Origin of the sequence: Cognatishimia activa, assembly GCF_017798205.1 — a bacterium.
Lineage (GTDB): Bacteria > Pseudomonadota > Alphaproteobacteria > Rhodobacterales > Rhodobacteraceae > Cognatishimia > Cognatishimia activa_A.
On record NZ_CP060010.1, the window covers coordinates 115,815 to 138,049 of the forward strand.

The following is a 22,235-nucleotide window of genomic DNA, read 5'->3' on the forward strand; positions in this document are numbered from 1 at the left end:
AGGGGCTCTGCCTTTTGGTTGAAATGCAAAGGCTGGGAGGGTCCCAACTCCCGGCCTTTGTTCTGTCTGGCGATGATTGATTGACGCGTGGGGCCATCGCGCCTAGCGTCGCGGCATGACAGGTGATCGTCCGTTTCTTGGTATTCTTTTGATGTTGGGCTTTTGCCTGATCGTCCCTTTGGGCGATTCATTGGCGAAACTGATTGGCCCTGTGTCGACCCTGGCCACGCTCATCGTCGCGCGGTTTGTGTTTCAGCTCGTGATCCTAACGCCAATGGCGCTTGCCATGAAACAGAAGATCTTTCTGTCAGGCCGCCTCTTTTGGCTCGCCTATGCGCGCACGCTTTTGCAGATCGCGGGGCTTGGATGCATGTTCACCGCCCTGCTTTATTTGCCGCTGGCTGACGCGGTGGCGATTGCCTTTGTGATGCCCTTCATCATGCTCCTGCTGGGGTGGTTCTTTTTGAACGAGACCGTCGGCACGCGGCGGATCATTGCCTGCTCTGTTGGCTTTGTCGGGACGTTGATGGTGATCCAGCCGAACTTCCTAGACGTCGGCTGGCCGGTGCTCTACCCACTGGCGGTGGCGGTAATCTTTGCCTTTTACATGCTGGTCACACGCCAGATCGCCAAGGACACAGAGGCCATTGCCCTGCAAGCACAGAACGGAATAACGGGCTGTCTGACCCTGATCCCGATCCTGGCTGTGTCGCATTGGCTAGAGTTCCGCCCATTTACATTTGAATGGCCAAGCTCGGACCTCTACTTCGCATTCATCATCATGGGGGTTGGCGGCACGGTCGCGCATCTCTTGATGACGCTGTCTCTCAGGTTCGCCCCTTCAGCCACGCTTGCGCCGATGCAATACCTCGAGATCCCCGTGGCGACACTCTACGGCTATCTGATGTTTAATGAGCTGCCCAACGGGCTCGCCGCGGCAGGAATTGTCGTCACCATCGCCGCGGGGCTCTATATTATCTATCGAGAGCAGGCCAGCGCGAGGAGCACGCAAGCAGCGCCTCAGTAGCGGCTTCAAGCTCGGCCTCGGGCATGATCATCAAAAGCTTGGGCGCAGTTACCGAGATCTCTATGTCGCCTTCCGCCTCATTGGAGGTTCCGACCATCCCGTCAGGCGCGAAACTTAGGCCGGATATGGGCCACTTCAGACCGTCTGATGTGCCTTCGACCAAACCCATGGGAAACAATGACACGCGTGTCCGCGCCGCAAGCTCCATTTGGAAGTGTGGTGGAAGCAAAAAGGCAATGTCGGTATCACCCAACAGGATGCAGCGCCGATCAGGCCGTCGCACCAATGTGTTCAGACAGGCAAGGTAGTGATCCACCCGCAATCCGGTGAAACCAGCGCCCAAAACCAATGGCGCGTCGATAGACCGAAGGGCTTTGTCAAAGTCGGTGGACTCTTGTTCTTCGATCCGGTGAACAACCTCTGCAGGCAACGAGGAAATACTTGCAAGACTGTCCAAATCGCCAAACACCGCCTCGGGCATGACACCCGCGTCCAGACAGTGCTGCGCACCGCCATCGGCGGCAATCAACTTAGGTGCGATTTTCAAACAACGCAGGATTGCGTCGGGCGTCGCCAATCCAGCGCCCACAAGCGTCACTGTTTCGCTGCTGTGAACAATGGCTGTCATACGCCTATATCACCTATCCTTATTAACCAATTGCCCCATTTTAGCCTCAAAATGATACGCTGAAAGGCACAGAATCGATAACGTTTGGCCACCCTCCGTGTGGTAAACAAGTTTCTGAGTAGTGCAAAGGAACCGGAAACATGGTTACCAATAATAAAGTACTGACAGTATCGTATGGGACATTCTCCTGCACGCTAGAGGGTTTCGAAGACAACTTCGAGACCATGAAAGCGATTGCGGAATACTTCCGGGACTTGGCCGCGGACGACCGTTATTTCGGAGCAGAGCCCCCAACCCCAGATGCTGAAATGCTGGCGCGGATCGCAGAACGCGAGATCGAACGCCGGGTGCAAGCACGCACCGATCAAGGGACATTGGTTCTGACCGCTGGCGACGCAATTGCAGAGCCTCAGGAAGACATCGAAGAAGAGATCACAGAGGCCCCCAAGGCCGAGCTTGAAGATCACACCCCTGAGGGCGAAGAAACCGTCGCAATCGACGAGGACCAGCTGGCGCAAGAACGTGAAGCCTTCTTCGCGGAAGTTGACACGGTCGCTGAGGAACACGCAGCTGAGGTTGCAGATGATGTCGCGGCGCATGAAGCCGAGGCTAAAGACGCGGCAGAGATCGAAGAGGCACCTGTTGAGGAAACTCCAGAGGTCGCCCAAGAAACTGTCGAAGACGAAATGATCGAAACCGCAGAGGCCGAAGAGAGCATCGAAGAGATCGATGAGGCTCCTGAAGCTGAAATGCTTACCGACGCTCACGAAGAAGAGTCGTTTGATGACGAAGCAGAAGATGTCGACGATGCCGACAACTTCTTTGCTGACAGCAAGGCACAAAAGGACGCGGGCGTCAGCAGCATCGCTGCCAAACTGAGCCGCATTCGTGCCGTAGTTTCCAAAGCGGAACAGGACGAGGACAGCTCGCCTTACACCGAAGACGAACACGCAGAAAACCCAGCCGCGGATTTCCTGCGTAAATCTGCAAGCGACATCGAAGGGTCTTTGGAAGACGAAGACGATATCGAAGCCGCACCCGCTCCGGCAAAAGGCCGCGTGATCCGCATGCGTCGCTCCGAAAAGCAGGTCGAAGCAGAAGCGGAGCCAGTGGCGGAAGCCCCAATTCAAGAGCCAACTCCGCAACCCGCACCAGAACCCGAAGTATTCGCCGAGGAAGAGGTCGCCGAGTTTGAAAATGGCTATGCCCACACCGAGCTCGACGAAGAGGAATACGACGAGGAGATCCTTGAAGAGACCCCTCCTGCCCCGCGTCAGCGCGCCAATCTGACCGAAGACGCACCACAACAGGATTCTGTTGATCGTCTGCTGGACGAGGCAAACACCAAACTGGAAGACCCTGACACCAGCCGCCGCCGCACTACTCTCGCGCATCTGCGCGCTGCTGTCGCTGCGACCCGTGCCGAGAAGAGCGCTGGCACATATGAGGGTAACAAGGATCAATCCGGTGCCTACCGTGAAGACCTCGCAGACGTCATGCGCCCGCGTCGCCGCGCAAGCTCTGCCGTCGCGGCCGAGGCTCCGATCGAAGATACCGATAGCGCAGCGCCATTGCGTCTGGTTGCGTCACAGCGCGTCGATGCCGTACCCGCCCGCGAAGAGGCCGTACGCCCGCGTCGCGTGTCTCCGGCGGATATCCAGTCCTTTGAACCTAAAGAAGAAGGCGACTTCGTAGCCTATGCAGAAGAAGTTGGTGCAACTGAGCTGCCAGACATTCTAGAGGCCGCCGCATCCTACCTGACCTATGTCGAAGGCCGCCGTCGCTTCTCACGTCCGATGCTGATGCGTCTGGCTTATCAACTTGGCCCAGACCGGTTCCAACGCGAAGCAGGCTTGCGGTCTTTCGGCCAATTGCTGCGTGACAAAAAGATCGAAAAGATCGCAGGTGGCCGGTTCACCGCCGCAGAGACCATCGGGTTCAAACCGGCAACCGCTGTAGGCTAACACCGACATCAACAAAAAAAGAGCCGCCCCACGGGGCGGCTCTTTTGTTTTCAGTCCTTGGGATCTGCATCCGGATCCGCTTGTCCTATCCCAAGAAATATGGATTTGAACGGCAGTATCCAAGCAACCCCTAGCCCGATATAGACAACGAGTTGCAGAATAAATGTCAAAGCGCTGTCGCCAAAAAAGCCTACCAGAGTCGTCGCAAGCACGGTGGCCAGGATGATATAGATCGGCAGGCCTACCACCAGAATGAGGATAGACCAGCGCCGACGGGCTTTGTAGCTGAGCGCCATTAGTCCGCGAACGGGTCGGTCACCAGAATGGTGTCGTCCCGCTCCGGGCTGGTGGACAAGAGTGCGACCGGGCAGTCGATCAGCTCTTCGACGCGTTTGACGTATTTGATTGCATTGGCCGGCAGGTCGTTCCAGCTGCGCGCGCCTTCGGTGCTCTCGGACCAACCGGGCATCTCTTCATAGATCGGGGTGCAGCGCGCCTGTTGATCGGCGGCAGTTGGCAGATAGTCCAGCGTTTCGCCGTCCAGCTCATAGCCGACGCAGATCTTCAGGGTCTCAAACCCGTCCAAAACGTCGAGTTTGGTCAGAGAAATCCCGGTCACGCCCGAGGTCGCGCAGGTCTGGCGCACCAGAGCCGCATCAAACCAGCCACAGCGGCGTTTACGACCTGTCGTGGTGCCAAACTCATGACCACGCTCGCCAAGGCGTTGGCCGTCTGCGTCTTCAAGCTCGGTTGGGAACGGGCCTTCGCCGACGCGGGTGGTATAGGCTTTGACGATGCCCAGAACATATTCGATAGAGCCCGGGCCGACGCCGACGCCAGTCGCGGCCTGCCCTGCGATCACGTTTGACGAAGTCACAAATGGGTATGTGCCGAAATCGATGTCCAAAAGAGCGCCTTGCGCCCCTTCAAACAGGATCCGCTTACCGGCTTTGCGCTTTTCGTTCAGCACCTTCCAGACGGGGGCTGCGAAGGGCAGAATTTCAGCCGCAATCTCTTTGAGCTCAGCGATCAGCGCGTCGCGGTCGACAGGCTCGATGCCCAGACCTTTGCGCAGCGGATCGTGGTGCTGCAATGCACGGTCGACACGCGCTTCAAGGGTAGCTTCGTCCGCAAGGTCAGCGACGCGCACAGACCGGCGGCCCACCTTGTCTTCATAGGCCGGGCCAATGCCGCGACCTGTGGTGCCGATCTTTGTGCCTTTAGAGGCGGCTTCCTCACGGGCACGGTCCAACTCGCCATGGATCGGCAGGATCAGTGGCGTGTTTTCCGCGATCATCAGCGTCTCTGGCGTGATTTCGACGCCTTGCTCACGCACGGTCGCGATCTCTTTGACCAGATGCCATGGGTCCAGCACCACACCATTGCCGATGACAGACAGCTTGCCACCGCGCACAACACCAGACGGCAGCGCGTGCAGCTTGTAGACCTTGCCGTCAATCACGAGGGTATGGCCCGCGTTATGGCCCCCTTGGAATCGCGCGATGACGTCAGCACGCTCGCTGAGCCAATCGACGATCTTGCCTTTTCCCTCATCGCCCCATTGGGCGCCGACGACGACGACGTTTGCCATATCTGGTCCTTTTCAGAGATCAAACCCGCGCCCTTTTAGCGATAGTCTTTGCCCAGTGAAACCGGAAAGTGCGTGAATTTGGGGGATGCGTCGAAAAACCCACTTTTGCTGTTTGCTCGCCTCGCAAACCAAGAATTTGAATAAATTTGGTCAGCGATACTGGACAGCCCGCACCATTTTGCGCATTTTTTACGGCAAACAAGCCCGAATGGGACGTGATATGGGTTTTTTCCTCCGCTGGCTCTTTGCCTTTTTGCTGCTTACGGCAACCTACAATCCCACTGGATTTAACTATCTGGAATGGGCCGCGGTGAACTATGTCGAAGAGCTGCCGATGACGGTCTTTCTGGGACTGCTTCTGGCGATTGGCTATCTGATCTATCTACGCGCCACCCTACGCTCGATTGGAGCGGGTGGGATGTTCTTGATCCTTATCGTTCTCAGCGCCTTGATGTGGGTGCTTTACGATTGGGGCCTGCTCGCGCCGACTGGTGAGGTTGCTTACACGTGGCTCGGGATTTTCGCACTGTCGATTGTGCTGGGCATTGGCCTGAGCTGGAGCATCGTGCGCCGGAACCTCTCTGGCCAAGTCGATATGGACGACGTCGAAGAGGACTAAGCCGTGGCTTTGATCCGGACGGGCTGGCCATGCGGCGTGGCAAGATAGGCCTCGGTCCATGCCTGTTTGAGATCAGCAAGCAAAGCAGCCTCGGCGATCCCCACCCCGGTCAACAACGTTTCCAATGCGGTCAGCCAAGCGTTGAAGTAATCGTCCCCACCATTCAATTCCCGGCTCAACCCGTCGTGCTTGAGCTGCGCGGAAAACACCTCGACCCACTCAGCCCAGGCAAAATGCCCGGCTTCATTCATCGCAACCGTCAGAGCAAAAAGCTCCGCATGCCAAGGGGCCTCAAAGACGGGCTTTGGGCGGTTCATGCTGGCTCCAGATAGCTTTGCCAGAGATCGAGGATCACTTCGTCATTGGGGTTCTCAGGATGTTCCCAAAGCTCTGTGGCCTTGACCGCCACCGCATACAAAGGCTCTGGCGCTTCACCTAACCCATGCGCACTGGAGTCTGGCAAGATATGGGTGCCGTGGTAGATCACGACTTCCCCAACAGCACCCGCCGCATAAGCTGGCAAGCGCGTATGGCCTCCGTTCACCAAAGTATTGCCCGCCCGTGCGCGCAGCCTGACCTTATCGCCACGCTTGAAAGCGGGCGCGATATCGCTCGGCCGATCCGCTGGGCCTCCGGCGGCCAAGGCGGCGACGACCTTTTCGGCCAGCAACTTGCGATCCGCCAAGGGCGAGATCCCGTCGGCCTTGCCCGACTGCAGCTCTTCGCGGGTCACGATTCCTGCCTCGACCAGCAGTTCGGCCAAGCCTCCCATCCATTTCTCGTAATAGGAAAACCGCGTGTAGTCCTTCGGCGACAACCGCTCTCGAGCATGGCGCGAGATATCAATATTCCACTGCCCCAAGGCGCCCGCCGCCAGCGTCAGCGCAAGGGCGCGCGCGTGCCAGTCTTGCGCGAATGTGGCGTCGTCAGAGGCATTGACCGCACCGTCGCCAAAACGCCCGCCCATGTCATGCACGCGGCTCATGACTTTGGCTCCAAAGCCAGCCCCGTGCCGATCATCGCATCGCGCGTAACCAGAGCCGCAAGCTCCTCTTCGCTCATGTCCTCAGATCCTGCGGGGCGTTCAGGCACCACCAGATATCTTGTCTCGGCGGTCGAATCCCAAACCCGCACAGCTTTCCCTTCTGGCAGGGTCACGCCAAAGTCGGCCAAGACAGCACGTGGCTCCCGCACCACCCGCGCGCGATAGGCGTCGGACTTGTACCACCCCGGCGGAATGCCCAGCAATGGCCAAGGATAACAAGAGCATAGGGTGCAAACGACGACGTTATGTACCTCGGGCGTATTCTCGACAAAAATCATATGCTCGCCCTGCCGCCCATATAGATCCATCTCGCGCAACAAAGGCATAGGATCGCTCCGCATCGCCGCACGAAACGCGGGATCTACCCACATCTTTGCAACCACCTTCGCGCCGTTCTGCGGACCAACCTTATGAGCATAGGTCTCGATGATTTCATCAAGCGCGGCGGGATCGACAAGACCTTTGTCGACCAAAAGCGTCTCAAGTGCTTTGACGCGCAGGGCGGGATCGGACGGCAGGTCCGTGTGAGGATGATCATGTGGCATGGCCCCAAGCCAACACCAAAGACCCCACTTGTCCAGAAAATCTTAGTTTTTCGCGACGGAAAATTGCGCGCGCCCCGTTACACTCTCACCAACCGGAGGACATCATGCGCAAAACCCTACTCGCCGCCGCCTTAAGCCTGACCCCACTGGCCGCAACTGCCAGCCCCAATGTGCTCTTGGTGATCGCAGATGACATGGGCGTAGACGCAAGCCCCTGTCACGCACAAGGATCAAACATGGTACGCATGCCAACACTTGAAGCGCTCTGTGACACAGGCCGCGTCTATGACAACGCCCATGCCTACCCGACCTGCTCGCCAACCCGCGCCTCAATCCTCACCGGCCTCTACGCCAGCCGCACCGGCGTCGGCAGTGCGGGCGCAGGGCTTGCGACCAACACCCCCAGCCTCTTTGATCGCCTCAACCAACAGGGCACTTATGCCTCCGCTGTCGTCGGCAAATGGCACCTGTCTGAATCACGCCGAGACCTCACCCACCCCGAGAAACTTGGCGTCCCAACCTACTACGGCATCCCATCCGGTGGCGTGCAGGATTACGAAGACTGGCGCGTCGTGGAAAATGGCCGCACCTCAACCTCCTCGACCTATGTGACCACAGCCATCACAGACTACGCCATCGACTGGATCGAAGACCAAACCAAACCCTGGTTCCTTTGGCTTGCGTACACGGCACCACATACGCCATTCCATGCGCCGCCCAGCGATCTACACAGCTTTGGCACCCTCTCAGAGAACGCATCGGCAATCCGCAAAGACCCCCGCAAACACTACTTTGCCGCCCTAGAGGCGCTGGACATAGAACTCGGTCGCCTCCTGGACAGCCTCTCCCCTGCCGAGCGGCGCGACACCGTCGTCATATTCACCGGAGACAATGGCACCACCCGCCAAGTCACCCGCCGCCTGAATTCGCAACGCGACGCCAAAGGCACGATCTACAACGGCGGCACCCATGTGCCGATGGTGATCACAGGCCCCGGTGTCTCAAAGGGCCGTACCGAAGGCCCAGTCCAAGTCACCGACCTCTTTGACACGATCCTCGCTTTGACCGGTGCGCGCGGCCAAACTGCCGACAGCCACGACCTGACGCCGACCTTCACAGGCCGGTCCACAACCCGAGACGCCGCCTACATCGAGCATTTCTCCTCGCGCTCAGGCCGCGGCAAACCGGTCTATGGCTGGTCCATCATCAGCAAAGACTACAGCCTCATCGCCCCAGAAGACGCGCCGATGGAACTTTATGCAAGCACGGACCAAAAACAGCGCAAGAACCTTATCAGCAAAGCCCAATCAGAGGCCGAGCAGCTGGTCGCGCTCCGCAAAGACTACCTGAACTGATCCGCCTTCATCTTGCTATAAATACTCCGGGGGTTTGGGGGCTGGCCCCCAATTCCCTCACATTTTCGCGCAAAGGCCTTTGCCTGCCGCCCAAGCCCCTTGCCTCGCCCCCAAAAACTGCATAGATAGCCCGCTGTAATCGCACACTACAGCCACGCAAAGGCCACCATGGAAAACGTTGTCCTCATCATCCACCTTCTTCTGGCGCTTGGCCTGATCGGCATCGTTCTGATGCAACGTTCCGAAGGCGGAGGCTTGGGCATCGGTGGCGGTGGCGGCGGTGGCGCCGTTGCGGGCCGCTCAGCGGCGACTGCTCTGGGTAAAATCACCTGGGTTCTTGCGATTGCCTTCATCTGCACATCCATCACACTGACCATTCTGGCCGCGCGCAACGCAGCCGGCACATCGGTCATCGATCAATTGGGCGTCGAAGTTCCTGCAGGCGAAGCCACCGTGCCGACCGCACCAACAGCCGAAGGCAGCCTGCTGCCACCTGCTGAAGGCGACGACGCACCACTGGTTCCAATCGCAGAGTAACCACTCGGGTCGATTTCGGCTCCACCACCAGTACTTGAGTATCCAACGGATGCCGCAACTGTATCTTGCGGTCATCTTGCCAAGCTATTGCGAATCCTTTATATGTGAACCCCCGTGATACATCGGCAGAATCGCTGCCGAGGGTGTTCATTTTGAATGCAAGTCGCGCCCGAATTGCGCGCATCAACTCACGGGGGTCGCCAACTCTATGGCACGATTTATCTTCATTACCGGCGGCGTGGTTTCTTCCCTTGGCAAAGGTCTGGCCTCTGCGGCTTTGGGCTCTTTGTTGCAGGCCCGCGGCTATTCGGTGCGCCTTCGGAAGCTCGACCCTTACCTAAACGTCGACCCCGGCACGATGAGCCCCTTTGAGCACGGCGAAGTCTTTGTCACCGACGATGGCGCAGAGACCGACCTCGACCTCGGCCATTACGAACGCTTCACCGGCGTGCCTGCGCGGATGACCGATTCCGTCTCCTCTGGACGCATCTATTCCAACGTTCTGGAAAAAGAGCGTCGCGGCGACTACCTCGGCAAAACCATTCAGGTCGTTCCCCATGTGACCAACGCTATCAAAGCGTTCATCTCAATCGGTGAAGACGAAGTGGATTTCATGCTTTGTGAAATCGGCGGTACCGTGGGCGACATCGAAGGCCTGCCGTTTTTCGAAGCCATCCGTCAGTTCAGCCACGACAAACCCCGCGGCGAATGTATCTTCATGCACCTGACCCTGCTGCCTTATCTGGCGGCCTCAGGAGAGCTGAAGACCAAGCCGACGCAGCACTCTGTGAAAGAACTGCAATCCATCGGCATCGCGCCTGATGTTCTGGTCTGTCGTTCCGAACAGCCGATCCCCGAAAAAGAACGCGAGAAAATCGCGCTGTTCTGCAACGTGCGCAAAGAAGCCGTTGTCGCCGCCTACGACCTCAAGTCCATCTACGAAGCCCCGCTGGCTTACCATCGCGAAGGCCTTGATCAGGCAGTTCTGGACGCCTTCCAGATCGCCCCTGCCCCGAAACCGAACCTCGATCGCTGGAACGACGTCTACGATCGGATCCACAACACGGACGGCGAAGTTTCCGTGGCCATCGTTGGCAAATACACCCAGCTTGAGGACGCCTATAAGTCCATCAAAGAGGCCCTGATCCACGGCGGCATGCACAACCGCTGCAAGGTCAATGTGAACTGGGTCGACGCCGAAGTCTTTGACAAGGGCGATGCCGCCCCGCATCTGGAAGGCTATGATGCAATCCTCGTGCCCGGCGGCTTTGGCGAGCGCGGCACCGAAGGCAAAATCAAAGCAGCCCAATTCGCGCGTGAACACAAAGTCCCCTACCTTGGCATCTGTCTGGGCATGCAAATGGCCGTTATCGAAGCCGCGCGCAACACCGCTGGCGTCGAAGGCGCGGGATCTGAAGAATTTGACCACGAAGCAGGCAAAAAGCGTTTCGAACCCGTGGTTTACCACCTGAAAGAATGGGTTCAGGGCAACGCCAAAGTCACCCGCAAAGCCGATGACGACAAAGGCGGCACCATGCGGCTGGGCGCCTATAACGCTACACTGGCCGAAGGGTCCAAAGTCGCCGAAGTCTATGGCACCACCGCCATCGACGAACGCCACCGTCACCGCTATGAGGTCGACATCAAATACCGCGAACAGCTGGAAAAAGCTGGCCTCAAATTCACTGGCATGAGCCCGGATGGCCGCCTGCCAGAGATCGTCGAATGGCAAGATCACCCTTGGTTCATCGGTGTGCAGTTCCACCCGGAACTCAAGTCCAAACCGTTTGATCCCCACCCGCTCTTCCGCGATTTCGTGAAAGCCGCGCTGGAAAATTCGCGCCTGGTCTAACGGGCCAAATTAACCATCTGGCACGTTTTCGCGCAGATCGTTTCGCGAAATCCCAAACCTCGTGTTAGCCTCCTTTTGCGCGGTCCCCGACTGACGCAAGGGAGGCTATATGTCATTGTTAACTATTCGCCGGGCGCGCGCGTCCGACGCCAAGTCGCTTGCAAAGATCGGTCATCAGGCCTGGCAACGTGGCATTGCGGCCCATCTGCCCGCGAACGCCCGCGACAAGATCGGCCCGCAAGTCTTTGAAGACTTTGCAAATTCCTTTCCAGACGAAATCCTGATTGCCGAAGACGAGGACGGCATTCTTGGCTTTGCCGCCACGGAAAACGGCGACAATCACGTGACAGATCTTTGGGTCGCGCCCGCCAATCAAGGTAAAGGCATCGGTTCGCAACTCATGAAACGCATGGAAGATCGCGCCCGCAGACGCGGCTTTGATTCCGTCGAGCTTGAGGTGCTTACATCCAACACCCGCGCCCTCAGCCTCTATAAATACCTCGGCTACCGCGTCACCAAACGCGGCATGAAAATGGACCGCGTGCTGGAACTCCCGCTGCATAAAACCAAACTCAAGAAATCCCTATTCTTCTAAGTTTCATCTTGCCTGAAATACTCTGGGGTGAGGCCGCAAGGCCGAGGGGCAAAGCCCCTATTGCGCCATGACCTCCTGCGTCCCATAGTGACGAAAAACAGGGACATTTTCATGTGGGACGACTTTCTCGCGCGCCTGCGCGGCACACCAAAAGCACAAGAGCTTCCAGAGCCTGACGAAAAGCTAGCCCTCGGCGCACTTCTCGTCCGCGTCGCGAAATCGGACACCTTTTACCACGTCAACGAGATCGTCGAGATCGACCACATCCTCGCAAATAGCTTCGGTCTGAACGCGGTCGAAGCCGCTAAGCTCCGCGCCACCTCGGAAAAGCTGGAATCCCATGCACCAGACACCACAGACTTTGCCGCACTGATCCGCGAAACCGTCGACTATGCCCATCGGTTGGAAATCACAGAGCAACTCTGGAAGGTCATCCTGGCCGACGGGCGCGACCTGCCCGAAGAACACAGCGCATTGCACGAGATCGAAAGCCACCTTGGGATCAATCCTGCCGACAGCCCCGCGCGATAGCTCTCAAGCCTTGACGCCCGAACAAAAAATACCAATCTAGCGCTCATGTTTGCTGATTTTCTAAAGCGCCTCACTGCCCCCGATCCCGAACCCCTCAACGATGGCGACGCACGCCTTGCCCTGACCGCCCTTCTGGTGCGCATCGCGCGCGCCGATGGCGACTATGCGCAGGCCGAAATTGATCGGATCGACCGGATCACAGCTGCGCGCTATGGGCTTTCTGCTTTCGAGGCCAGTGCCCTGCGCAAAGAGGCCGAGACCTTGGAAACCGAGGCCCCCGACACCGTCCGTTTCACCCGCGCCATCAAGGACGCCGTGCCTTTTGAAGGACGCATCGCTGTGATTGAAAGCCTGTGGCAAGTGGTTTTGGCCGATGGGGAACGCGACGCCGAAGAAGACTCTCTGGTGCGACTGGCGGCCAACCTCTTGGGGATCAACGACCGCGATAGCGCCTTGGCGCGTCAAAGGGTTTCTAAATGATTGCGGCTCTGGGCATGTATGACCGGCCGGAAACAGCGGCTGCGAATGATGCTCTTTGGACGGCGATACAACAGAATTTGGGATATGGCCCAGATGGCCTGACACGGGATCAGGATTTTTGGGATATCTGGCAGTCTCCGGACCTGCTCCTAGCCCAGACCTGTGGCTTGCCTTATCGCGCGAAGCTGCATGACAAGGTTACCTTGGTCGGCACGCCGATCTACGACATTCCAGATTGTGATGACGGGCACTATTATTCAGTGCTCGTGGCGCATGCCGATGCCGCAGACGAACTCTCTGATTTCGACGGCTGCGCCTTTGCCTATAACGAAGCGCTCAGCCAATCCGGTTGGGCCGCGCCGACGAAGGCTCTGGTTGAGGGCGGCATAAAACCCGGCAACCTCTTGGAAACAGGCGCACATCGCGCCTCAGCCATTGCCGTCGCAGAAGGTCGAGCGGATCTTGCGGGCCTCGATGTTGTGACATGGCAGCTCATCCAGCGTCACGACGCCTTTGCGAATGATCTCAAAGTAATCGCAAAGACCGAACCAACCCCGGTCCTGCCCTTGATCTCGGCGCAAGACCGCGACCCTGACCCTCTGTTTGACGCAATTGATGCCGCGATTTCAGCGCTTCCTGATGCCACGCGCGACGCGCTTTTCCTGCGTGGTTTAACCCATGTGCCCAAAGCCGACTATTTGGCGCAACCCATTCCGATCCCACCGGAAAGCTTTGACCTCCGCCAGCCTGCGCGTTAACCACTTCCGGCCCCTAGCCTAAGGATCTTCACAGATGAAAATCGGTTTTCTTCTTTGCGGAACCATGCCGCAACCTGCCATCGATGCCCATGGAGATTATACCGAGCTTTATGCAGAGCTATTGGGCGGTCAGGGGTTCACTTTTGACTCTTGGAATGTACATGCTGGCGACTTCCCTGAGTCTCCTCAGGACGCTGATGGCTGGCTGATCAGCGGGTCAAAGCACGGTGCCTATGAGGACCATGATTGGATCCCACCGCTTGAGGATTTCATCCGAGCAAGCGTCGAAGCTGCCCGCCCCATCGTTGGCATTTGCTTTGGTCATCAGATCATTGCACAAGCCCTTGGTGGCAAAGTAGAAAAATACGAGGGCGGATGGACATTGGGCCGCCAGACCTATGACTTTGCAGGGCTGGATTTGCCGCTTATGGCCTGGCATCAGGATCAGGTCACCGAGATCCCCGAGGGCGTGCAGATCATCGCCAGCACCGACAGATGCAAACATGCGGCCCTCTTGTACGGGGACCGTGCTTTCACGATGCAGCCCCATCCGGAATTCGACGCCGAAACCGTTGAAATCTTGGCTGAGGTGAACAAAGCAAACGTGCCTGACGAGCTTCTGAAAGCCATCCCAAACGGCCTCTACGAACCGATCGCAGACGAGATTCTCGCCGATCAGATTTCAGATTTTTTCAGGCTGTCCCGCAACCCGTGACCCGCTTGCAATAGCGGTACGATTTCACACTCTCCTCAGAGTTTAGCCTCGTTTTCTCACCGCCACTGTTTTATTATTTCCAAAGCATAACTTAAGAAAAGTGAAAACTATGGCCCTGCCAGACGTCTATTCCTCCGAGCCGATCCCAGAGTCTGTCCGCCCGGAAATCGAACGCCTTCTGCAAACTGCTGACCTCTTCCGCTACACCGCGCCTCAGGATGCGCCGGTGGCACTGCTAGAGCAGGAATTTGCAGAGATGCTGGGCACGAAATATGCGCTGGCGGTGTCGTCTTGCTCGGCCGCTTTGTTCCTTTCACTAAAGGCGCTCGGCTTGCCCAAAAACGCTCGGGTGCTGATTCCTGGCTTCACCTTCGCTGCTGTGCCCTCCTCAGTCGTCCATGCGGATTATCAGCCGGTGCTCTGCGAAGTCGGCGAGAATTATCGCATCGATCTCGCCGATTTTGAGGCCAAGCTGGGCGATGTGGATGCGGTGATCATCAGCCATATGCGAGGCCATACGTCTGATATGGACGCGATCATGACGCTCTGTGACGCACGGGACATTCCCGTGATCGAGGACGCCGCCCATTCACTGGGCACCACCTGGAATGGCCAAAACATCGGCACGATTGGCAAGGTCGGCTGTTTCTCTTTCCAGTCCTACAAGCTGATAAACGCAGGCGAAGGCGGCATTCTAATCACCGATGACGCGGATCTGGTCGCGCGAGCGGTGATTATGTCGGGTGCCTATGAGCACAACTGGCAGAAACATAAATCCCGCGCAGGCGACAACAGCGCCGAGCTCGAAGAGGCCTTTGCCCTCTGGCAAAACAAACTGCCGCTCTACAATCTGCGCCTTGGCAATATGTCGGCCGCTTTGGTGCGCCCTCAGTTGGCCGAAGTGCCGCGTCGCGTGCGTGACGGTCGGGCGAACCACGACTATGTGGCTGCGAAACTGAACGAAAACGCATGGATGCAGGTGCCTAACAAACTTGCTCCAGAAGAGCGCGCGCCAGACAGCATTCAGTTTAACCTTGAAGGTATGAATGACGCTCAGATCGCGGCGTTTCAAACTGCGGCGCAGGACCGTGGCATCAAGGTTCAGGTGTTTGGAGCCTCGCAAGACAACGCCCGTGCCTTCTGGAACTGGCAGTTCATCGAAGACCTTCCAGAGCTGCCGCAAACCCGCGCTATGTTGATGCGGGCCTGTGACGTCCGCCTGCCCGCGCGCCTTAGAAAAGACGAACTAGACGTGATCGCAGATATTCTGATCGCAGCGGTCAATGACGTGATGGAACCCACCCAGCTTGCCACAGCGAGCTAAGGGCGAAGAAAAACGCGGCCTCCGGGGCCGCGTTTTCGTTTAAGACAGTTTGGACAGTTTGGCCTGAAGATCGGCGAGCTGTTTCTTTATGTCGGCGAGATCCTCGCCCTCTTCTTCTTTCGCGGGCTCAGGTTCCGGCGCAGAGGTGCCGCCGGTCCAGCCGGAAAACCCGCCACTCATCGCCTTCATAAAGGCCTCTTGCTGCGCCATAAGCGCCTGCATTGGGCTGTTCTCGGGCATTTGCTCCATCATCTTGTTCTGACCTTCCCGCAGCATTTCAAAGCTGGTGGCCAGGAACTGCGGCACCATCGAGGTCGCCTGAGATGTATAGGAGCGCACGAGGTCGTTCAAAACATTCACCGGCAGCATGTTTTCGCCGCGGCTTTCGTGTTCTGCGATGATTTGCAAAAGATACTGACGGGTCAGGTCATCGCCAGATTTCAGGTCTACGATCTGAACCTCTCGGCCAGAGCGGATCACAGCAGCAATATCGTCCAGGGTCACATAGTCGCTGGTTTCGGTATTATAGAGCCGGCGGCTCGCGTAACGCTTGATCAGAAGCGGGTTGTCACTCTCTGCCAAAATTGTCTCCCCAGATTTTCAGCACTGCAGCAGACTTTTGCGCGTGCAGCAAAAAAAAGCAAGGGCGCGCCGCATTGGCGCGCCCTTTAACCATCCGATGGGGGGAGGTAAATCGGTAGGTAATTACTTAGCAGTCGCTTTTTTAGCCGCTGCAGTTACGTCTGCAGTTGCTTTTTTAACAGCAGCTTGCGCGCCGTCAGTTGCTTCTTTGGAAGCAGACATGAACAGTTCGAAAGAGTCTGCTTGAACTTTTTTCGCAACTTCTGCGAAAGCCGCCAGGTTTTCAGCAGCAACTTCGGCTTGAGCGGACGCGAAGTCGGTCATTGCTTTTGCGTAGTCCGCTGGCTCTGCTTTGGCCTTAGACATGTCGGACAGTTTTGCCAGAGTGTCTTTGGTCCATTTGTTGGAGATCTCAGAGGATTTCTCTGCTGCGGTCAGAGCAACGCCTGCCAGCTTTTCGTTCAGGGACGCGGTGTTTTTGAAAGCATCTTCGAACGCGGCGGTGTCTACCGGAAACGCGCCCATCATGTCCTTCAGAACGGCGGTCATGTCTTGTGTCTTAGCCATAGTCCTAATTCCTTGTGTGATGTCGCGGGACAACCCCGCTGTTTTCTGCATCTGCATTGTAAGTACATTCTGCAGCGCAGCATTACAAGGGTTTTTTGCTGCAGTGCAGCAAAAAAATTATAAGACCCTTTATTTAAAGGCTTTTTTCTTCACATATTCGCCCGGAGCAGCGCAAAGCACGGGGTGATCCGAGTCGCCAGGCGCTCTTGCAGGCACCTTTTTACCGGATTTCGGGGACAACCACGCATCCCAAGTCGGCCACCAGGACCCTTCATTATAGGTCGCACCGTCCATCCATTCCTCGGCACTGCCCTTCATGTCCGCATTGGTATAGTGACCGTATTTCTTTTTGCTGGGCGGGTTCACGATACCAGCGATATGGCCTGACTCAGACACAACAAAGTTTTTGGAGCGGCTGCCTGACTGCTGGTAGCCGCGATAACAATCTTTCCACGCTGCAATGTGATCGGTCTCGCAGGTGATCGACATGGTCGGGATCGTCACATCTTTGATCGAGAGTTTCTCTCCAAAGAGGTCAAAGCCCTCGCCGACGAATTCATTGCGTTGACACAGACCCCGCAAATATTCGACCGCCATCTTGCCCGGCAGACCAGAGCCGTCGCCATTCCAGAACAAAAGGTCGAAGGTGGCAGGTGCCTCGCCCATCATATAGCTCTTGATGGCGGGACCGTAGATCAGGTCGTTTGAGCGCAAGAAGCTGAACGTCCGCTGCATGATCAAAGACCGCAGTACGCCCTGCTGCTCACACTCGCGTTCGATCCCGTCGATGAAGTCGTTCTGCAGGAAGGGCGTGAACTCGCCTTGATCCGAGAAATCGGTGAGCGTGGTAAAGAAGGTCGCCGATTTTACCGATTTATCGCCCCGCTTCTTCATCAGCGACAGGGTCAGGTTCAACGTGGTGCCTGCGATGCAATAGCCAACCGCATTAACTTGCTTTTGATCCGTAATGGACTTCACCTCTTCGATCGCACGCAAGTAGCCATCCTGGATATAATCCTCCATACCGATCTCGGCATGGCTTGGGTCCGGGTTCAGCCAGCTAACGATAAAGACGGTATAGCCCTGATCCACGATCCATTTGATCAGGCTGTTTTTCTCTTTCAGATCGAGAATGTAGTATTTGTTGATCCACGGCGGGAAAATCACCAACGGGATTTCATGCACCTCATCGGTGCTGGGCGCGAATTGGATGAGCTCCATCATCTCATTGCGATAGACAACAGCCCCTTCGGTCGTAGCAACATTGCCGCCCAACTCGAAAGCTTTTTCATCCGCCAGCTTCACAATCAGCTCGCCATTGTTCTCTTCAAGATCGCGGATCAGGTTTTCCAGCCCGTCGACAAGCGACTGACCTTCTGTTTCCACGGCCTTTTCCAAAGCATCCGGGTTGGTGGACAGGAAATTCGTCGGACACATCATTTCGACGATTTGGTCCGCGAAATAGTTGATCCGGCGCTTTTGGGTTTCGTCCAGATCTTCCATTGCGGCCACAGAATCGCGTACTGCTTGGGAGTTCAGCATGTACTGCTGTTTTACGAAATTGAAGTACGGGTTGGATTGCCACAACGGATTTGCAAAGCGACGATCCTGCGGCGTGTTGTCCGCCGGAGGCTCGAATTTACCCTGTGCGAACATGTGCTGCGCTTCGATAAAATGCTTCACAGATTTGCCCCAAAAGGCCATCTGCTGTTCAAAAATCGCACCCGGGTTTTCCATCGCTTTTGCCCAATATGCCGTTGCAGCATTGGAAAAAACGTCCTCATTGGGACCGGTCAAAGATTTGCGCATGGGTTGGTGATGCGCCATGACTTCTATCAATCTTTGAGACAATTCCTCTACACGCTTAAGATTGTCGGACATTTTGTCCAATTTCGCGACTGCAGCATCTTCGCTAGTTGTCATATTAAGATCCAACCCCTATGGTCGCTGCTACGCAGCAAAAATACGCGCTCGGTAATACGTTAAACGCCTTTAATTGGTATCATAGCCGTGCAAACGAGGAGAAGCCAATGCGTTATATGGCCACCTATGATTTGATGGAAACGATCCGCAATACCAATGAATGGTACGGTGCGACCGCGCGGGCGATGGCGTCCTACCCGATGTTTGCGCTCTTCCCTTCCCCTGCTCTTAAGTGGATGGAAGCCTGGGGCGAAGTCACCGAACGCACTTTCCAGCGTATGGTTGTGAAGCCTGACTGGGACATCCAGTCCTTCACCTGCGAAGATGGCAAAGACCACGTGGTTCAGGTGAAATCCGTGGTCGAAAAACCGTTTGGCGATCTCATCCACTTCTCTGTCGCAGGGCGCAAACGTCGCAAACGTCAGGTGCTGTTGGTAGCGCCGATGTCTGGCCACTATGCGACACTGCTGCGCTCGACCGTGAAATCTCTGCTGCCTGACTGCGAAGTCTATATCACCGATTGGCACAACGCCCGCGACATTCCTGTCAGCGAAGGCAAGTTTGATGTCGAGGATTACACGCTTTATCTGGTCGACTTCATGAAAGAACTCGGCCCGGACACCCATGTTATTGCTGTCTGCCAACCCGCGCCTTTGACTTTGGCGGCAACCGCCTATCTGGCCGAAGAAGACCCCAAAGCGCAGCCCCGCTCGCTCACGCTGATCGGCGGTCCGATCGATCCAAACGCAGCCCCAACGGACGTGACCGACTTTGGCCATTCCGTCACCATGGGCCAGCTAGAGGAAATGATGATCCAACGCGTCGGCTTTAAATACGACGGCGTTGGCCGCAAAGTTTACCCCGGCCTGCTGCAGCTCGCGTCCTTCATGTCGATGAACGCGGATACGCATGGCAAGGCCTTTATGGATCAGATCACCCGCGTCATGAAGGGCGAGGCCTCTGATCACGACAAGCACAACCGCTTCTATGATGAATATCTCGCGGTGATGGATATGCCTGCCGAATTCTACTTGTCCACCGTAGATCGCATCTTCAAAAAGGGTGAGATCGCGGCAAATGAATTCACCGTTGCAGGCCGCAAAGTCGACATCGGCGCGATTACGACCGTGGCGGTTAAGACCGTCGAGGGCTCCAAGGACGATATCTCAGCGCCAGGCCAATGTGTGGCGGCGCTGGATCTTCTGACCGGCCTGCCAGGCGAGAAGAAGGCCCACCACCTTGAAGAAGGCGCGGGCCATTACGGGATCTTTGCTGGCAAAAGCTGGCGGAACAACATTCGACCGCTGGTTCTGGATTTCATCAACGCCAATAGTGGCGACGCGAAAAAGCCAAAAGCAGCAAACAAAAACGCGGCGGCCTAGTCAGGCCGCACGCGCATCGTGAACCCCTTTGGCGCGTGGCCGATAGGCTAGTGCCAAAAGGGCGATCCCTCCCCACATAATGATTGCAGGCAACAGCGTGACTGCCCAGCGCAAGGCTTCTAGCGCGCTGTCGCTTTGGGCCACAACACCCTCAGAGCTTTCCTGAAAACCATAAATGCTCAGGACAAGGCCAAGCACCAAGGGCGCAAAGGCATTCGCCACTTTCTGACCAAAGAGCCAAAGCGCCGCGAATGCTCCCTCTACGGCCTCGCCGCTTTCGTCTCGTGTCACATCCATCAGGTCCGGATACATCGCCCAGGGCAGCTGCTGATACGCGCCATTACAAAAGCCCGCAAAGATGAACAGGATCGCCATGAGGCTGATGCTCTCTGCCGGCAGCTGCATGTAAATCGCGGCGAGAACAACAGTATAGATCACCATGCCAAATATCAGCGCAGAGAGCTTGCCCATACGCGCCGCCGCAAACACCCAAAAGGCCTGCGACAATACCGAGCCGACGATGAACATCGCAAAAAGCGCCGCGAAGACACCCAAAGCGGCCGCAAGCCCTGCCAGTGGGCCGCCCGTTGCGACCATCAAATAAAGCGCCGAAATCTGCAGGCCAGCAGCTATCAAGGCAACACCCAGCGTCAAGACGCCATAGATCACCACCAAAAGCGTAAACCGACGATTGGACAACACCAGGCGCAACATGTCGCCCAGACCCAACCCCGTCGGCGTCGCAATCCGCGGCGCACGCCGCGTGGCGGCAATCGACATCCAGATCGCAAGCACCATGATGGGCGACACATAAAGTACCGCCATGCCAAACCCGGCTTTCGTGTCTCCGGCCAAAGCAGGCACCACCGCCCCCGCCATCAACAACCCCAAAGAGGCAAACCCCATGCGCCAGGCCATCATCACCGAGCGCTCTTGAGGGTCCTGCGTCATCTCTCCGGCCATCGCGCCATAGGGAATGGTTACCGCCGTAAAGCCCAACGTCGCCAGAGCAAAGAAGGCCATGACCCAGGCGGCATTGGCCTGCCAACTCATACCATCGGGCACCATAAAGATCCCAACGATCCCAACGGCCTGCACAATGGCCCCGATAAACATCCAAGGATACCGCCGCCCAAAGCGGCTGTGGGTCTTGTCTGACAGATAGCCGATCAAGGGATCCGTGATGACATCAAAGGCCAGAACCGAAAAAGTCAGCACCCCGGCAACTGCAGGCGGCACCCCCAAATAAGTGGTCATAAAGGCAAAGACCAAAAGCTGCTTTACCACCACGAAAACATTGATACCCAGATCGGCCAGCCCCCAGCCCGCCTTCTGCCCTACTGATAACGCCATGAATCCCTCCCTTTCGGTCGGATCACGCTAAGCGGTTTCGCCGCTGTGACAAAGATTCACCTAACGTCAGCCGAAGGCTTAAAGAACCTCGGTGATCGCCTGCGTAATCAGATCAAGGCTGCGCGGATCAGACAGGCTGTGATCGCCCCCCTTCACCAAGGTCAGTCGCATGTTCTCGCAATCGGCATGATCCAACAAGCGCAAAGCCGTTTCCCGTGTCACCGCCGTGTCTTCTGTGCCCTGCAAAAACCGTACCGGGAATGGCAGTGGCAAGGCTTCACGCAACACCAGATGATCCCGTCCATCCTCGATCATGCGTTTGGTGATGATGTAAGGCTCCATATAGTCCGACGGCAATTCAACATGCCCGACGGTCTCTAACGTCTCTTTCTGCGCATCCGAAAAGTTGGCCCAATAGCCATCCTCTGTAAAATCCGGAGCCGCTGCGATCGTGACCATGCCCTTGATCCGATCCGCTCGCACTTTGGCCAGCAGCAACGCCTGCCAACCGCCCATCGAAGAGCCAACCACCACAAGTGCCCCCTCCGTCAGCGTATCAACCGCTGCGAGAGTATCTTCGTGCCAGTCGCCAATGCAGCCATCTTCAAACCGTTCAGAACTCTGACCATGGCCGGAATAGTCAAACCGCAAGAAAGCCTGCCCACGCGCTTTACACCAGTCTTCCAAGTGGATCGCTTTGGTGCCTTCCATGTCGGACTTTAGCCCGCCCAGAAACACCACAGTCGGCCCTGCGCCTTCGGTCTTGTGATAGGCAAGCCGCCGCCCCTGCGCCGTTTCTAAAAATTCAGCCATGACATCCTCCGTTTGCTATTGCTTAGCCTGCCAACCGAGAAACCAAAAC

At 56.9% G+C, this 22,235-nt stretch carries 24 protein-coding genes; 13 read left to right on the forward strand and 11 right to left on the reverse strand.

Annotated features, from left to right (window positions below):
- The first annotated feature begins 115 nt into the window (after positions 1 to 115).
- On the forward strand, positions 116 to 1,027 hold the full coding sequence (locus HZ995_RS00520; RefSeq protein WP_209356753.1) for a DMT family transporter: 912 nt from the start codon (positions 116 to 118) through the stop codon (positions 1,025 to 1,027).
- Here the strand turns inward: HZ995_RS00520 and HZ995_RS00525 are convergent.
- Positions 975 to 1,655: a thiamine diphosphokinase gene (locus HZ995_RS00525; protein ID WP_209356754.1), complete on the reverse strand. Its 681-nt coding sequence runs from the start codon at positions 1,653 to 1,655 to the stop codon at positions 975 to 977. The two genes, HZ995_RS00520 and HZ995_RS00525, sit on opposite strands and share 53 nt — an antisense overlap.
- Positions 1,656 to 1,795: 140 nt before the next feature.
- On the opposite strand from HZ995_RS00525, the gene HZ995_RS00530 reads away from it, so the two are divergent.
- Positions 1,796 to 3,619, forward strand: a complete 1,824-nt coding sequence (locus HZ995_RS00530) for a hypothetical protein (protein ID WP_209356755.1) — start codon at positions 1,796 to 1,798, stop codon at positions 3,617 to 3,619.
- Positions 3,620 to 3,669: 50 nt separating this feature from the next.
- Here the strand turns inward: HZ995_RS00530 and HZ995_RS00535 are convergent, their stop codons facing one another.
- The gene (locus HZ995_RS00535) at positions 3,670 to 3,915 is read right to left on the reverse strand and encodes a DUF2842 domain-containing protein (protein WP_209356756.1); all 246 of its coding nucleotides are present in this window, start codon (positions 3,913 to 3,915) and stop codon (positions 3,670 to 3,672) included.
- Entirely contained in the window at positions 3,915 to 5,210 is a 1,296-nt protein-coding gene (locus HZ995_RS00540) for an adenylosuccinate synthase (protein WP_209356757.1), read from the reverse strand. Before HZ995_RS00540 ends, HZ995_RS00535 begins: the two co-directional genes overlap by 1 nt.
- A gap of 220 nt (positions 5,211 to 5,430) precedes the next feature.
- Between HZ995_RS00540 and HZ995_RS00545 the strand changes: the two genes are divergently transcribed.
- Positions 5,431 to 5,829 carry a DUF6524 family protein gene (locus tag HZ995_RS00545; protein WP_209356758.1) on the forward strand — a complete coding sequence of 133 codons (399 nt, stop codon included), beginning with the start codon at positions 5,431 to 5,433 and terminating at the stop codon, positions 5,827 to 5,829.
- On the opposite strand, the gene HZ995_RS00550 is transcribed toward HZ995_RS00545, so the two are convergent.
- From HZ995_RS00550 to nthA, 3 genes are read right to left on the reverse strand one after another with little or no spacing between them, the layout of a single operon-like run.
- Positions 5,826 to 6,146: a nitrile hydratase accessory protein gene (locus HZ995_RS00550; protein ID WP_209356759.1), complete on the reverse strand. Its 321-nt coding sequence runs from the start codon at positions 6,144 to 6,146 to the stop codon at positions 5,826 to 5,828. The genes HZ995_RS00545 and HZ995_RS00550 overlap by 4 nt on opposite strands.
- Positions 6,143 to 6,814 (reverse strand): nitrile hydratase subunit beta, encoded by a 672-nt coding sequence (gene nthB / locus HZ995_RS00555; protein ID WP_209356760.1) that lies wholly within the window; start codon positions 6,812 to 6,814, stop codon positions 6,143 to 6,145. The genes HZ995_RS00550 and nthB overlap by 4 nt, the downstream gene beginning before the upstream one ends.
- Positions 6,811 to 7,419, reverse strand: coding sequence for a nitrile hydratase subunit alpha (nthA, locus tag HZ995_RS00560; protein WP_209356761.1), 609 nt, complete (start codon positions 7,417 to 7,419; stop codon positions 6,811 to 6,813). The genes nthB and nthA overlap by 4 nt, the downstream gene beginning before the upstream one ends.
- 104 nt (positions 7,420 to 7,523) lie before the next feature.
- On the opposite strand from nthA, the gene HZ995_RS00565 reads away from it, so the two are divergent.
- From HZ995_RS00565 to HZ995_RS00605, 9 genes are all read left to right on the forward strand, one after another.
- Positions 7,524 to 8,774 carry a sulfatase-like hydrolase/transferase gene (locus tag HZ995_RS00565; RefSeq protein ID WP_209356762.1) on the forward strand — a complete coding sequence of 417 codons (1,251 nt, stop codon included), beginning with the start codon at positions 7,524 to 7,526 and terminating at the stop codon, positions 8,772 to 8,774.
- Positions 8,775 to 8,942: 168 nt separating this feature from the next.
- Entirely contained in the window at positions 8,943 to 9,311 is a 369-nt protein-coding gene (gene secG / locus HZ995_RS00570) for a preprotein translocase subunit SecG (RefSeq protein WP_209356763.1), read from the forward strand.
- A 208-nt stretch (positions 9,312 to 9,519) separates the two neighbouring features.
- The gene (locus HZ995_RS00575) at positions 9,520 to 11,163 is read left to right on the forward strand and encodes a CTP synthase (RefSeq protein ID WP_209356764.1); all 1,644 of its coding nucleotides are present in this window, start codon (positions 9,520 to 9,522) and stop codon (positions 11,161 to 11,163) included.
- Positions 11,164 to 11,272: 109 nt separating this feature from the next.
- Positions 11,273 to 11,758: a GNAT family N-acetyltransferase gene (locus HZ995_RS00580; RefSeq protein WP_209356765.1), complete on the forward strand. Its 486-nt coding sequence runs from the start codon at positions 11,273 to 11,275 to the stop codon at positions 11,756 to 11,758.
- 111 nt (positions 11,759 to 11,869) lie between these two features.
- Positions 11,870 to 12,289 carry a TerB family tellurite resistance protein gene (locus HZ995_RS00585; protein WP_209356766.1) on the forward strand — a complete coding sequence of 140 codons (420 nt, stop codon included), beginning with the start codon at positions 11,870 to 11,872 and terminating at the stop codon, positions 12,287 to 12,289.
- A gap of 45 nt (positions 12,290 to 12,334) precedes the next feature.
- The gene (locus HZ995_RS00590; RefSeq protein ID WP_209356767.1) at positions 12,335 to 12,769 is read left to right on the forward strand and encodes a TerB family tellurite resistance protein; all 435 of its coding nucleotides are present in this window, start codon (positions 12,335 to 12,337) and stop codon (positions 12,767 to 12,769) included.
- Entirely contained in the window at positions 12,766 to 13,527 is a 762-nt protein-coding gene (locus HZ995_RS00595; RefSeq protein ID WP_209356768.1) for a phosphate/phosphite/phosphonate ABC transporter substrate-binding protein, read from the forward strand. Before HZ995_RS00590 ends, HZ995_RS00595 begins: the two co-directional genes overlap by 4 nt.
- Before the next feature lie 34 nt (positions 13,528 to 13,561).
- Positions 13,562 to 14,242, forward strand: a complete 681-nt coding sequence (locus tag HZ995_RS00600; RefSeq protein WP_209356769.1) for a type 1 glutamine amidotransferase — start codon at positions 13,562 to 13,564, stop codon at positions 14,240 to 14,242.
- A gap of 109 nt (positions 14,243 to 14,351) precedes the next feature.
- Positions 14,352 to 15,566 (forward strand): DegT/DnrJ/EryC1/StrS family aminotransferase, encoded by a 1,215-nt coding sequence (locus HZ995_RS00605; RefSeq protein WP_209356770.1) that lies wholly within the window; start codon positions 14,352 to 14,354, stop codon positions 15,564 to 15,566.
- Between the two features lie 39 nt (positions 15,567 to 15,605).
- Here the strand turns inward: HZ995_RS00605 and phaR are convergent, their stop codons facing one another.
- From phaR to phaC, 3 genes are all read right to left on the reverse strand, one after another.
- Positions 15,606 to 16,148 (reverse strand): polyhydroxyalkanoate synthesis repressor PhaR, encoded by a 543-nt coding sequence (gene phaR / locus HZ995_RS00610; RefSeq protein ID WP_209356771.1) that lies wholly within the window; start codon positions 16,146 to 16,148, stop codon positions 15,606 to 15,608.
- 123 nt (positions 16,149 to 16,271) lie between these two features.
- The gene (locus HZ995_RS00615) at positions 16,272 to 16,715 is read right to left on the reverse strand and encodes a phasin family protein (RefSeq protein ID WP_209356772.1); all 444 of its coding nucleotides are present in this window, start codon (positions 16,713 to 16,715) and stop codon (positions 16,272 to 16,274) included.
- Positions 16,716 to 16,844: 129 nt separating this feature from the next.
- Entirely contained in the window at positions 16,845 to 18,638 is a 1,794-nt protein-coding gene (phaC, locus tag HZ995_RS00620; protein WP_209356773.1) for a class I poly(R)-hydroxyalkanoic acid synthase, read from the reverse strand.
- A gap of 107 nt (positions 18,639 to 18,745) precedes the next feature.
- On the opposite strand from phaC, the gene phaZ reads away from it, so the two are divergent.
- The gene (gene phaZ, locus HZ995_RS00625) at positions 18,746 to 20,020 is read left to right on the forward strand and encodes a polyhydroxyalkanoate depolymerase (protein ID WP_209356774.1); all 1,275 of its coding nucleotides are present in this window, start codon (positions 18,746 to 18,748) and stop codon (positions 20,018 to 20,020) included.
- On the opposite strand, the gene HZ995_RS00630 is transcribed toward phaZ, so the two are convergent.
- The gene (locus HZ995_RS00630; protein WP_209356775.1) at positions 20,021 to 21,373 is read right to left on the reverse strand and encodes an MFS transporter; all 1,353 of its coding nucleotides are present in this window, start codon (positions 21,371 to 21,373) and stop codon (positions 20,021 to 20,023) included.
- A 78-nt stretch (positions 21,374 to 21,451) separates the two neighbouring features.
- A complete protein-coding gene (locus HZ995_RS00635; RefSeq protein ID WP_209356776.1) occupies positions 21,452 to 22,186 on the reverse strand; it encodes an alpha/beta hydrolase in 735 nt (244 codons plus the stop codon).
- Positions 22,187 to 22,235 lie beyond the last annotated feature (49 nt).